The organism is Mycobacterium sp. E2479, from assembly GCF_001667925.1.
Classification (GTDB): domain Bacteria; phylum Actinomycetota; class Actinomycetes; order Mycobacteriales; family Mycobacteriaceae; genus Mycobacterium.
Window position 1 is genome coordinate 17586 of record NZ_LZJR01000052.1, and the last position, 12494, is coordinate 30079.

The window sequence follows — 12494 nt, forward strand, 5'->3', positions numbered from 1 at the left end:
GGTTACTCCTTTCCTAGTCCTTCTCTACGGACTTGCGTAAACATCAGTGGGCGAAACCTTCGGTGGCGCCCTCTATCACGGACTCCCCGACCAACGGGTTGACCAACTGCACGTACGTCGGAGCGTCGCTGTCGCCCAGCAAGATCGCCCGCCCGGCAGGCAACCGGCCGAATCGCTGACCGCGGATCTTGCCGCTGTCCTGCGGATTACCCGCCAGCATCAACGTGGTCGCCTGCAAGTCGTTGAACCGGCGCAGCAGCGGATTGGTCATCAAGACGTGCCCCGAACCCGTCGCACGTGCGGTAACGATCACCCGCAGCCCCAGATCGGCCGCCTGCGAAAGCAATCCGATCAGCGGCGTCCACGGGCGCTGCCCGACGTAGGGCCCGCTCATCGCCGGCGAATCCGGTATCTGATCGACGTCGTCGATGATCAGGTAGTGGGTGTGGCCCGCGTAGCGCCAATGGGCCAGCTCCCCGGGTGGCAGTCCGGCCGGCGGTCGGCGCGATTCGATGATATTGGCCAGGCCCAGCATCGCCGGGGTGATCCGGTCGATGTTGGCCGTGTACTCGTTGTCGGCGAACAGCGGCTCGTCGACGAGGTGCAGCCGCCGATCCAGCACCGTGAACGCAACCTGATCGGGCGTGGAGTGTTCGCGCACGGTGCGGATGAGGTGGCGCAGCAGCGTGGTCTTTCCAGACTTGCTGTCGCCGAACACCATCAGTAGGGGGTTCTCGACGAAGCTGATCACGACCGGCGCGAGATCTTCCTCGCGCTGGCCGATCACGACCTGCTCCGGCCCGCGATACAACGACCCGACCGACTCCGGCGCGAGGTTGGTCGGCAGCAACCGCACCGGCGGCGCGGCCAGGCCCGGGTAACGCGCGTTGAGCGCGGCCACCTGGTCCAATTCCGGCGCGGCGAACAGGAAATGCTCTGCGGCCATGGTCAATCCGCGACCAGGCTGATCGTGGGGCACCGCTTCGGCGGGCCGGCGCAGCGCACCGACTACCCGCACGTTGCTGTCCCGTGGATCGTGCAACTTGAGCTCGAGCCGCAATCCGAGGCCATCGCGCATGGCCAGCGGCACCTCCAGCCAACTGGGTGTGGTGATGACGACGTGGATGCCGTACGCGAGGCCGATGTTGACCAGTTCGCTGACCCTGGCCAGCAACGGGTTTCGGGTGTTGAACTGGTCCGTGTTGTCGCGGCCGAAGGCGTAGAGGTTGTCGATGACCAAAAACACCTCTCCGAACCCGTCGTCGGGTGCGGCGCCATGCTTCTCCCGGAACGCCTCTCGCCGCTGCCGCGACAACAGCAGCTGTTCGAGTTCGCCGAAGGTACGCCGGATACGTTCGGGCTCCAGCGCAGAAGCGACGCTGCCGACGTGCGCCAAGTCCTCGAGCGCCCGAAGCTTGCCACCGCCGTAATCCAGGCAGTAGAAGGTGACCTCGCGCGGCGAGTGCAGGTTGGCCGCGGACAGGATAAACGTCTGCAGCGCGGTCGACTTGCCCGATTTCGGACCGCCGTGGATGACCATGTTGCCGGCCGACGAGGCGGCGTCGAACACCAGCGGGTCGCGGCGCATCTCGAACGGCTTGTCGATCTCGCCGAGTGGCCACTGCCACTGCCGCGGCGGAACGCCGGCGCGGGCCAGCATGGCGCTCAACGGAATCGGCTCGTCCAGTGGCGGCAGCCACAGCTGCGGCGCCCGTGGGCCGTAACCGGCCAGCTGATCACCAATGGTGGCGATCAGCTTGCGTGGTGGCCCGGTCAATTCGTCTTCCTCCGGGGTTGTGATCACGGTGTCCTGATCCGGTTCCACCCGGCCGGCCGTGAAGAGCTTGGGCTCCGGAATAGACGGCACCACAAATGACTTAGCCTTGACGGGCGGCTCGTAGATGCCGTCGACATAGGTGCTGCGGAATTTGATCGGCGTCGCTCCCGGGGCGGGTACCAAGAAGCCCACGCCCTTATGCTCCTTGCCGGATTCGATGTGGTAGGCATCCTCCACACCGATGATCTGGCGAGACACGCTGGGGCTGGCCACCTTCAGACCGATGCGGTAGGAGGTGTTCTTGTCGATGTCCTTGATCTTGCCGACGTCCAGCGTCTGCGACGCGAACAGGATGTGGATGCGGAACGAGCGGCCTTTTCGCGCAACGTAATCGAACAGCTCCGCGTATTCGGGGTGATCGGCCAGCATCAGGGTGAACTCGTCGGCGACGACGAACAGCGTCGGGATGGGCGGCAGGTCGTTTCCGGCGGCGATGGCGGCCTCGTACTCCACCACCGAGTTGAACGCGCTGCCCTGCACCTGGCGGCCCGCTTCGCGGAGCAACGTTTCCCGGCGGGCGACCTCGCCGCGCAGCGTGTCGGCGAACCGATCGGCCAGCGACTTCTTCTCGGCCATGTTCGAGATGACGGCAACCACTTGCGGGAAGTTGCGGAAGCTGTCGGCGCCGGCCTCACCCTTGAAGTCGGCGTAGATGACGATCAACCGATCTGCCGAATGAGTCGTCAACAGCGACAAGAGGATCGACATCAGGGTCTGGGACTTACCCGAGCCCGTCATACCGATCATCAGCCCGTGCGGACCCATGCCGCCCTCGGCTTCGTCCTTCAGGTCGAACATCAGCGGCTCACCGGTCGCGGTGACCCCGATCGGAACGCGCAACTCGTCCTCGCGGCGGCGCGGCGCCCACAGCGTGGGCACGTCCAGCTGGGAAGCATCCGGAATGCCCAGCATCGTGGTGAAGGTGGCACCGCGGGTGGCCGCCGAGCGCAGGCCGGTGTGGCTTGGGTTGGAGTCCCAGCGCGACAACTGGCGCGCGAGGTGCGCCGCCTCGTCGGCACCCAATTCGTCGGCGTTGTCGATGTAGGGCTGCCAACCGCCGGTCTGCCAGCGCTCGATGGCACCGACTCGACCGCCAGCGCCGGTGATGCGCAGGATCGGCCTTTCCGGATCCGAATACTGCTCACGGTTGGGCGCCGTTGCGCTGCGGTGCACAACGGTGACACCGGCCCGGCCCAGCGCCAGCGTCGACGCGTTCAGGTCGTAGTCGGGGTCGTCGATGATGATCAGCAGGTGACGAAACGCAGCGGCGGGCTCACCGGTGAACGCCGGGCGGTCGGCGAGGGCCGAACCCAGTTTCGCGACCAAGTCATCGGCGTTGGTGAACATGAAGCGGGCGGGTCCGACCCCGTCGAACTCACCGGGAATGTCGATGTGCGCCAACCACTTCAGCCAGGACCAGTGCCGGCTCTCCAGATTCGGGGTGACCAGTGCGACCCCGAGCACGGTCGGGTCATGCCAGGTCACCGCCTGAGCGAGCCACGCGCGCAGCGCCCCCCGCACCCGGTCTTCCTCGCCCAGCACGGTGATGCGGGAGACCTTTGCCAGGTCGATACCGGTCGGTACGTCCGGCACGGTCCGATGGGTGTCGAGCAGGCTGCGTAACGCGCTGTGCGACACCGGCTCCAGGTCGATTTCATCCGCGGTGTCGTTGACCCGCAAGGTCGTGGCCAGTGGCACGTGATGACGGCCGGCCCGCAGGACCAGGAAGTCGGGATCGTGGGGGTCGCGCTCCCATTGGCGGCGGGTTCCCGGCACGGCCGCGATCGCGGCGGGCTCCGGGTGGGACCACTGGGCCGCGGCGCGCTGCGCGGTGGCCTGGGTACGGATGTTGTCCCGGACCACCGAGAGGTAGCGCAGGTAGTCGGCGCGTTCGGCGTCGACCTCCTCGGTACGCGTCTTGTTGTCGTTGCCGCGGTACATCGCGGTCGCGGCGAGCAACAGCACGAACGGGAAGAACAATGTCTGCGGCGAGATCAGCCGCATCCCGGTGGCGAACAGGGCGACGACCATGCCGACGATCAGGATCACCAGCACATAGGGCATTGCCCGCCGCAGGAACGACGGCGGAATCACCCGGGGCAGCTCAGGTGGCGCCTCGATGGCGATGGTGCCCTTGCGGGTCACCGGCGGCGCCAGCCGGCGGCGCGCTTCGAAGATCAGTCGGCTCATCGGGGGGCTCCCTCGGCAGATGCCACACGGCCGGGCTTCTGATCGGGGGTCAGCCCGTCATGTGCCAGCAGCGCGTCGGCGCGCGATAACGTCGGACCATTGGCGAACAGCGACAGCACCGACCACGGGACGGGCACCGGTGAACCGCTAAGGCCCAGCGCCTCAACCGTTTTGCCATGCCCGGTGGCCGAGTGCTCGGCCTCGTTGTCGATGCCGTAGCGGACACCGGTGTCAGAAACCCAGAACAACGAGCCGGTGCCCGGTGACTCCGGGGCGCCGCCGACGGTTTGGGTGAAGTAGCCGGTGCCCGGCGCCAGGGCGACACGAGTGGCGGTTGTCGCCGCACCGCCACCTACCAGGTCGATGGTGCGGATCGATTCGGCGATCGGCAGCGCGGAGCCGGACATCAGGTTCAGCGAGCTGGTCGCGGCTCCGGCCGGCTTACTCCAATAGACGCATGTGACAGGGGATTTGGCCGCATCGACCAGGCTGACCTGTTGATCCGGATAGCGCTCGGTGTCCAGCATCCGCGACACTGGCAGCTTGGCCACCGCGTCGGCACCAAGCCGCGGCGGTTGGTCCAGCCCATAGGAATTGGTGTTGCGCAGGATCGCGGCGAGCACGGGTGAAATCTGTTGCAGGCCGTCGGGCATGACCGCGTAGTAGCGCGGTGCGCCCGACGAACTCTGATCCAGGGCGTAGGAAACCACCACCGCGCCGATCGGTGCGGGCACGGTGAACGGCGCCGGGGCACCGGCGTTCGGGATGCCCGGTGCGGTCAGCGGCGGCCCCTCCGGTATCGCGTTGAACAGGCCCAGCGCGATGGGCCGTGGCGCGGGCACCTCGGAGTTGTTCTGCCCCAGGCCGAGTGCGTTCGTGATCGCATGGTCGGTCAGGTTGATCTGCGAACGCCTGCCTTCCCATAACAGCCAGGTAGTGCCGTCCCGGTCGACAAGGACCGCCTGCCGCGACGGGAGCGTGGCCGCGCGCGCACCGCTGCTGTCGGGCCGTCCCGCGATCACCGTGACGCCGGTGCTGTGGGCGGCGTGGCCGCCCTGGGCCGGCTGGCTGACCGAGTCGCACACCGTCCAATTCGCGTCGTGCGAGGGGTTTTGCACCATGCGCTCCGGCGCGCCCGGGATGCCGATCAGGTTGCCGCGCGGAAAGCGGTCCAGCTCACTGCTTTTCACCATGGTGGGATCCACCGCATGGCCGGTGATGAGCCGGGCGGAAGTCAAGTTGAGCACCGGATGCAAGTCGTCGCCGACTCGGACGTACAGAGCGGCGGTCGACCGGTCGGCCAATACGGCGTTGGTGCCCACCGTGCCGCTGGGCCGAATCAGGGAAAACACGAAGCAACCCGCCAAGCCGGTGACCAACAGGACCACCCCCATGGCCACCGCACGCGATTGCGTGCGCAGCGGATCGACCAGCATCCTGGTGTCGTGCAGTGCGATACCGGATGCGATCCGGCGCATCACGAACCGCCAGCCGCTGACCTGGTGGCGGGTGACAAAACCGCGGCGGTACTCGACCTGGTCGGGGTTGTCGTTGACCGGCGTGCGAGAGGTGAACGAACGGCGTTCGTCGGACTCGTTGCTCATGCCGGCACCGACAGGCCAAGGCCGCGCAGCAGCGGCTCCACCGACCGTTCGACGTCGTCGTCGGTGATCGTCATCAGCTCCTCGTCACTGAATTCGCCGGTTCCGGCGTGTTCGGAATGGTCGAGCCGGAACTCTCGTTCTTCTTCGGAGCGTTCGACGATGTTTCGGACGAATCGACCGTTACCGGCGATGTCGAGGTTGCGTCGCGAGATTCCGTTGGCATCCGGAGTCGACTCGGATGCCAGCTTGGTGAACAACGCCTCCATGTGTTCGAGCGCGGCCGGTTCGAAGATGCTGTCGCGCTGTTCTGCCATGGTGTTCGCGATCTCGACCAGCTCCGAGGGTGCATAAGAAGGAAAATCGATGTTGCGCGTGAATCGAGAACGCAAGCCCTCGTTGGTATCCAGGAACTTGTCCAGGTCGGCGCGGTATCCGGCGATGATGACCACCAGGCGATCGCGGTCGTTTTCCATCCGCGCCAGCAAGGTGTCGATCGCCACCAGCCCGAAGTCGTTCTTGGCGCCCGTGGCGACCAGCGCGTAGGCCTCGTCGAGGAACAGCACGCCGTCGAGTGCGCTGTCGATGATCGCGTTGGTCTTAGCCTCGGTCTCACCGATGTGCTGGCCGATCAGGTCGGCGCGGTGCACCTCTCGAATGTTCTCCCGCTTCAAAAGCCCAAGGCCGCAATAGATCTTGGCAACCACGCGGGCGATGGTGGTCTTACCGGTTCCGGGTGGCCCGGCGAAAACCAGGTGATGGGCGCGCTGGGCGACGGCGAGACCACGCTGCTTGCGGACCAGCTCCATGGCCACTGAACTCTTGAGCCGCGACACCTGGTTCTTGACCTCATCGAGACCGATGAATTCGGCGAGCTGGCGCTCGGCCTCGTGCAGCAGCACGGCTTTGCGTTCGTGCGCTGCGGGATCGACGAAATCCTCGGCGCTGGGCTCGGTTTCGGGATCCCATGGATCGGTACGGGCTTCGATGCGGGCCGCGGTGGTGGTCACAATCCCGAAACTGGTATCGGTCAGGGCCTGTTCGACTTGCTCGTTTTCGGGATGCGCGGCGTACAGATCCTGCAGCACCTCGCTCGCCGAGTCCTCGTCCACGTGTGCGCGCAGGACCAGCGCCTTGGCCAACGCGCCATCGACCGCAGCCACCGCGACGGGGCCGTCGGGCTCCTCCAGGTACGACAGTGAGGGGGCGAACATGCCAAGCCGGGCCAGCGCGGTGCCCAGGGCGATCTTGGCGGCGTGCGAGAACGCCTCGTCCAGATCCACGTCGTTGACGATCGGCGTCAGCAGCTTGACGACGTCCGACCAGCGCTCGGCGCGGTAGTTGATCACGACGGACACCCAGCGGGCCTCGCGCCAGTTCGGGCGGCGGGCGGTCAGGCCGGCGACGATTTCGTCGGCCTCAGCAAATCGTCCGGCCGTTGCCAGCGAGGCCGCGTAGGCGAGATGGAACTCCTCGGGCGTCGTGGCGCGAAACTGCAAATACAGTCCGGTGTCGTAGCGGAAGCCCAGCGACCCGGGCGCCAAATCGACTTGGCGCTGCAGCGCGCCGGCGGTCGCGACGTTGCGCGATACCGCCTCGAGCACCCGTAGGGACACATCTCCGGCAGCTGCCAGACCCGTCCACGCGTCGCACTGGTCGTGAGCGATGCGGGTCAGCGCGGTGAAGCCGGAGCGCGCGGCGGTCAGATCGGCAGGACGCTGGCGTTGATAGACGACTATTCCCAGTGCTCGGCAACACGTGGCGAACCGGCTGACGACGTCCTCGTCAACCCGAGAGTTAACCGGCTGAGCTGTGAGCATGCCGGTGTCACCGAGTTCCACGGCCGCGCCTCGTCATGTATGTAGCCTCCCCTAACCTAACCCGCCTGAAGTTAGCATTGCATAAGCTAACTGTCGAGGCGTTTGGGTCCGTCCGACTGACCACTGCGCTGCCCTTCTTTTACCGCTGTTGAGGAAGTCTTCGCAGAGATTCTCCGCATTTTCGGCATACTCACAGCCGCGTCGGGGGCGGTCTCACAGCAAGGACCAACCCTAATGAAAATCATTTTCATTATCAACTCGGCCCGCGCACCCCGCGCCGTCCGCTCCGGCCGAGCGGATAGGGATGACACCGTCCGCGCGGGCGCGGTCATAGCAACGACTCCTTGACGATCGGATGAGCTCGACGACCGTCACGACCGGTGGCCGCGGAACGATCACGCAGCCAGTAGTCGGCTGGCGGGCCAACAAAGTTCCCCGCTAGTCGCTGTCCCAACTGCCCGGCAGCATCGGCGCCGGGGGCGCGTTTCCGAACTCGTCACCGGCTAGCGTGGTCAGCCCCGTCGCCTCCGCGCTATCCACGGGCACCGTTCCAGCAAAGCCCAAAAGCCCCGCACCACGATCCGATGCGACCGACAACCCCGGATCGGGTGCGAGAACGTCAGCCGGATCTCAATGAAAATCCCGACGCGGCGAGTCAGGCCTTGACGGCGCTGACCAGGGTATTGCGGGCGATCATCGGGCCGGCCTCGGTTTCCGGGCCGGGCACCGGGCGCCCAACCTGCCGAAGGTAGTCGGCCAACGGCGTGCCGACCGCATCCCAGCCGTGCTTGCCGAACCACTCGGTGGCCGGCGCATGCCGCTCGTTGTAAACCAACTGGAAGAACACCCGCCCGTCGCCCTGCGTGGTCGCCGCGCGTTCTTTTGCCACCGCGGCCTCGAAGTCCTCGGGATCCATCGGCGCACCGTCCTCGACGGCGACGTGGCTGCCCCGGCTGGCCAGACCGTCGATACCGGTGAACAGCTGCTCCTCGGCCGCGGCCGGGAGGTAGATCAAAAGGCCCTCGGCGATCCATGCCGAGGGTTTGCTGGGGTCAAAGCCGTTGTCACGCAGGGCTTGCGGCCAGTCTTCACGCAGGTCGATAGCGATCTCACGACGTTCGGCACGCGGTTGGGCGCCGGCACCGGTGAGCACCTCGCGCTTGAAGTCGAGCACCTGCGGCTGGTCGAGCTCGAAGATTGTCGTAGCGGCCGGCCAGTCCAAGCGGTAGGCGCGCGAGTCCAGGCCCGCCGCCAACACGACGACCTGACGCACGCCGTCGGCGGCCGCCCGGCGGAAATATTCGTCGAAGAATTTGGTGCGGGCACCCTGGAAGGTGACGAAATTCTCGCCGAAGTCGGCCGTCTTCAGCTGGTGGTTAGGGTCCTTGCCGTCGAGGACGTCCGCCCACGCACCGCCCACGGCGCGGCAGAAAACCTCCGCGAACGGATCCACGGCCAACGGATCGGGCTTTTGCGCCTCCAATGCCCGCGCCGCTGCCACGAACAACGCGGTCGAACCCACGCTCGTGGTGATGTCCCAGGTATCGCCTTCGCTACGCACCCCGCCCACACTACGCCGCGCCACCGACACACCGTTTCCGGTGGCGCACAACGGTAGTGGCGCATGTCGCGGCTACCTGCCACGATGGCGGCGATGGAACTTCTGCGCCTGGCCCCGCGGGGGTTTGCCACTCGGCGATGCGCGAACTCGTGCGCTGGGGTCAGGAGCATCGCACCGATGGTGACGTCCGGGAACACGACCGGGTGAACGCCGGATTTCACGGCGGATCGCCGTCCTGCCGGATTTGCCGGACCGCGTTGTCGGCGACTTCCGCCCGGTCGGCGCACGGCTCCTCGTGCCAGTCGCCGAACGGGTCGTCGTAGCGGATCCAGCCGCGTGGGCACCGCATCTCCTCCTCGGTCAGCAGCGCGCCGTGCAGCGCGTCCAGGATGTCGGCGGGTTTTGCGCCGCACACCAGGATGACCATCGCTGTGTGCCGATCGCCGTGCCGGTCGTCCCAGCTCAGTTCGGCAAAGGCTCTTCGCTCAGCGTCGATGCCGCTCAGCTCGATGTCGTTGAGGACGGCCAGCCACTTGCCGGCCGAACTCACCCGCAGCCCGGCGCCGGCCGATTCCAACCACATCGCCCGGTCGGGTTGGCTGGCCAGCCAGAGCCGCCCCCGGGTTCTAATCACACCGTCGAGCAACAGATCCAGGCAGGCGTGCAGGCGTTGGGGATGGAAAGGTCGCCGAGAATTAAACTCCACCAGGCTGATTGGTCCGCGCGAGTCCAGTGGCGGCTGCCCGGTCAGCAGCGGGCCGTGCGGGTCGTCGCTGCGGCCGCGGCGCGCGTCGCGATACAGATTGTTGAGCTCGTCCTCGATGCCGTCGGCTCCCACCCGAACACGAGCCCGCGGGGACAGCCGGCGCAGCACGGCCGCGACGAACGGATTGGGCTGATTGAGCACCACCACATCGGCGAATTCGGCCTGGCCGATCACCACCTGCGCCTCTGTGCGCCCGTCGGCCAATTCGTCCTCACCCAGCGCCCGGTTCAGCCACGTCGGCGAATCGACGCAGGTCACCACGGCGGCGATCGACACGTCCAGCGCCGCGGGTCCATCGACGTAACCCGGCGCCACGCGCACCCGAACGTGCTTGATCGCCAGGCAGATTGGTTCGGGCTCCAGCCAGGGGCCCAAGTGCACGACGATCCGGTCGACGTCGTCACGACGGTGCAACTGACGCAACAAGACCAGCAGGTCGTTGCGGATGGTGCATGAAACGCAGCCGTGCGCGAGCTCCAAGCCGGTCTCATCGGACGTCAAGACGCCACCGGAAAGCGTGGCCGTCGTTCGGCGCACCACCTGACCGTCGAACCGGTGCTCGACCACCAGCGTTCCCGGGGTGCGCAGCAATGCACCCGCGACCGGGTCGGTGTCCCTCTGCCCCACGATCAGGATGACGGGCGTCCGCATCGTGCCCCCTTATTGATAATCGTTTTCATCTGGCTCGCACATACGGTACCGTTCGTGCCGAGCCTTGTCGAAAATGATTTTCAATAAGCAGTATGGAGGTGCAGCATGTCCGCCCACTGCCAGGTGACCGGGCGGCGACCGGGTTTCGGTAACGCGGTGTCGCATTCGAACCGCCGCGCGTCGCGGCGCTTCAACCCCAACGTTCAGCTCAAGACGTACTACCTGCCCTCCGAGGGCCGGCGGATCCGACTGCGCGTCAGCGCCAAGGGCATCAAGGTGATCGACCGCGACGGCATCGAAGCGGTAGTCGCCCGGCTGCGCCGCGAAGGACAGCGAATCTAGTGGCACGCAACGAGATTCGCCCCACCGTCAAGCTGCGCTCCACCGCGGGAACCGGCTACACCTACATCACCCGCAAGAACCGGCGCAACGACCCCGACCGGCTGGTGCTGCGCAAATACGACCCCGTCATCCGCCGCCACGTCGAGTTCCGCGAGGAGCGCTGAGCATGGCCAAGAAATCCAAGATCGTCAAGAACGATCGCCGTCGTGCGATCGTGGCGCGCTACGCCGAACGCCGCGCCGAACTCAAAGAGATCATCCGCGCACCGCAGAGCACCGCCGCGCAGCGGGCGGCGGCCCAAAACGAGCTGACGCGCCAGCCCCGCGACGCCAGCGCGGTGCGGGTGCGCAACCGTGACGCGGTCGACGGGCGCCCACGCGGCCACCTCCGCAAGTTCGGGCTATCGCGGGTTCGGGTCCGCGAACTGGCGCACGCCGGGCAGCTACCCGGTCTGCGCAAGGCGAGCTGGTAATGGCCGGGAAAGCCGCGCGCACCCGCCGGCCCGCGCTATTCGCCGGCCGCCCACCCAGAAGGAATCTGCTGCACAGCCTGGGGCTGGATGCGGTCGACTACAAGGACACCGCGACGCTGCGCGTGTTCATCTCCGAACGCGGCAAGATCAGGTCCCGCCACGTCACCGGCCTGTCCGTTCAGCAACAACGACGGGTCGCGAGGGCCATCGAGAACGCCCGTGAAATGGCGCTGCTGCCCTACCCCGGACGGCACGCGCGATGACGCCGCACCGCCCAGGTACCGACCGCCCGTTTACCGTGATCGTCTGCGCCGCTTGCGCTGTCGACCACTTGTCGGTGATCGACGAATTGCGTCCCACCATCCGTCGGTGTCCGCACTCCATGCTGGTCTCGGCCGCCTGCATGCTCGGACACCTCACCTGTGCGTCTCGGCCGACCGGCGGGGGCGTCATGGCCGTGGTGCAACCGTGCACCAACGATCGGGTGGCCTGCGGCCCGGCGCATTGGATAGGCCCTATCACCGACCGTGCCGCGGCCGCCGAACTGCGCGATTGGCTGGAGCTCGGGCAGTGGGAAATCACGCCCCTCCCAAGCCAACTCACCCAGCACGAGCGGTGGACACGCGGCTCAAGCCGATGCAACTGACCGCTCAATACGGGTAGTCATAGGGCTTAGGCGGGGCGTCGATGCGGGTGACCGCGGTGCTCTTTCATATCGGAATCATCGGCGAATTCGGTTGTCTCGGTGCGGGTATGACTAGGCCCTGGACGCGAATCCAGGTGTTGTCCGGTAGACCGGCCGCCCCTGCGACGGCCGGGCCGCGCAGGTGGATGCGGGCCAGCTGAGCGTCGGCCGCACCCCTTCAGCGTGCCCACCGTGTCATTTTCGCAGCGCACACCAGCTCGGAAATTTCGGGACAATTCGACGACGTCGCCATGGCCAACAGGTTCGCGGTGCTAGTCGTCCCCCACATCGCCGCGAGGCGCCCCGCTGCCGGAGCCGTCCGGGCTCCAGGTGGCCGGCATCATCGGCAACGTTGCGCCGCCGCCGGGCTCGTCACCGGCCAGCGTCGTCAATCCGGCCGCCGCCGCGACCGCATCCCGGCGCGCCGTCCCGGCGAACCCCAATGTGCCCGCGCCCCGGTCCGACGCCAGCGAAGCGTCCCAGTCGGGGTCGACGTCGACGTTCATATCCATGACCTCGTCACCATGGCCGCGCAATGTCGCGCGTCGCCGCCGGCGGACCCTGGCTGC

The 12494-nt window shown here is 66.8% G+C and carries 10 protein-coding genes and 3 pseudogenes; 5 read left to right on the forward strand and 8 right to left on the reverse strand.

The features are described from left to right. Window positions 1–43: 43 nt before the first annotated feature. The 6 genes and pseudogenes from eccCa to mrf all read right to left on the reverse strand — a co-directional run bounded on the left by eccCa (window position 44) and on the right by mrf (window position 10426). Window positions 44–4027 carry a type VII secretion protein EccCa gene (gene eccCa / locus A5686_RS06135; protein WP_067932136.1) on the reverse strand — a complete coding sequence of 1328 codons (3984 nt, stop codon included), beginning with the start codon at window positions 4025–4027 and terminating at the stop codon, window positions 44–46. Further along, window positions 4024–5631, reverse strand: a complete 1608-nt coding sequence (gene eccB / locus A5686_RS06140; protein ID WP_067932140.1) for a type VII secretion protein EccB — start codon at window positions 5629–5631, stop codon at window positions 4024–4026. Before eccB ends, eccCa begins: the two co-directional genes overlap by 4 nt. After that, window positions 5628–7469 (reverse strand): type VII secretion system ESX-3 AAA family ATPase EccA3, encoded by a 1842-nt coding sequence (gene eccA3, locus A5686_RS06145; RefSeq protein ID WP_067932143.1) that lies wholly within the window; start codon window positions 7467–7469, stop codon window positions 5628–5630. Before eccA3 ends, eccB begins: the two co-directional genes overlap by 4 nt. Before the next feature lie 417 nt (window positions 7470–7886). Then, window positions 7887–8057 (reverse strand): annotated as a pseudogene (locus A5686_RS27835) (hypothetical protein); the annotation flags it as partial. Between the two features lie 46 nt (window positions 8058–8103). Then, a complete protein-coding gene (locus A5686_RS06150) occupies window positions 8104–9009 on the reverse strand; it encodes a class I SAM-dependent methyltransferase (protein WP_067932163.1) in 906 nt (301 codons plus the stop codon). 217 nt (window positions 9010–9226) lie between these two features. Further along, on the reverse strand, window positions 9227–10426 hold the full coding sequence (gene mrf / locus A5686_RS06155; RefSeq protein WP_067932145.1) for a ribosome hibernation factor-recruiting GTPase MRF: 1200 nt from the start codon (window positions 10424–10426) through the stop codon (window positions 9227–9229). Window positions 10427–10531: 105 nt separating this feature from the next. Between mrf and rpmB the strand changes: the two genes are divergently transcribed. Genes rpmB through A5686_RS06180 form a run of 5 tightly spaced genes read left to right on the forward strand, consistent with a single transcriptional unit; the run spans window position 10532 to window position 11886 of the window. Then, a complete protein-coding gene (gene rpmB / locus A5686_RS06160; RefSeq protein ID WP_067932146.1) occupies window positions 10532–10768 on the forward strand; it encodes a 50S ribosomal protein L28 in 237 nt (78 codons plus the stop codon). Beyond that, window positions 10768–10932 (forward strand): 50S ribosomal protein L33, encoded by a 165-nt coding sequence (gene rpmG, locus A5686_RS06165; RefSeq protein WP_067932147.1) that lies wholly within the window; start codon window positions 10768–10770, stop codon window positions 10930–10932. Before rpmB ends, rpmG begins: the two co-directional genes overlap by 1 nt. 2 nt (window positions 10933–10934) lie before the next feature. Continuing rightward, complete coding sequence (rpsN, locus tag A5686_RS06170) at window positions 10935–11240, forward strand: 30S ribosomal protein S14 (protein ID WP_067932149.1); 306 nt, start codon at window positions 10935–10937, stop codon at window positions 11238–11240. Next, window positions 11240–11503: a 30S ribosomal protein S18 gene (gene rpsR / locus A5686_RS06175; protein ID WP_067932151.1), complete on the forward strand. Its 264-nt coding sequence runs from the start codon at window positions 11240–11242 to the stop codon at window positions 11501–11503. The genes rpsN and rpsR overlap by 1 nt, the downstream gene beginning before the upstream one ends. Continuing rightward, complete coding sequence (locus tag A5686_RS06180) at window positions 11500–11886, forward strand: hypothetical protein (RefSeq protein ID WP_067932153.1); 387 nt, start codon at window positions 11500–11502, stop codon at window positions 11884–11886. Before rpsR ends, A5686_RS06180 begins: the two co-directional genes overlap by 4 nt. 64 nt (window positions 11887–11950) lie before the next feature. On the opposite strand, the pseudogene A5686_RS27840 reads toward A5686_RS06180, so the two are convergent. Further along, window positions 11951–12097 (reverse strand): annotated as a pseudogene (locus A5686_RS27840) (TIGR03943 family protein); the annotation flags it as partial. 100 nt (window positions 12098–12197) lie between these two features. After that, window positions 12198–12494: pseudogene (locus A5686_RS06185) on the reverse strand (hypothetical protein); the annotation flags it as partial.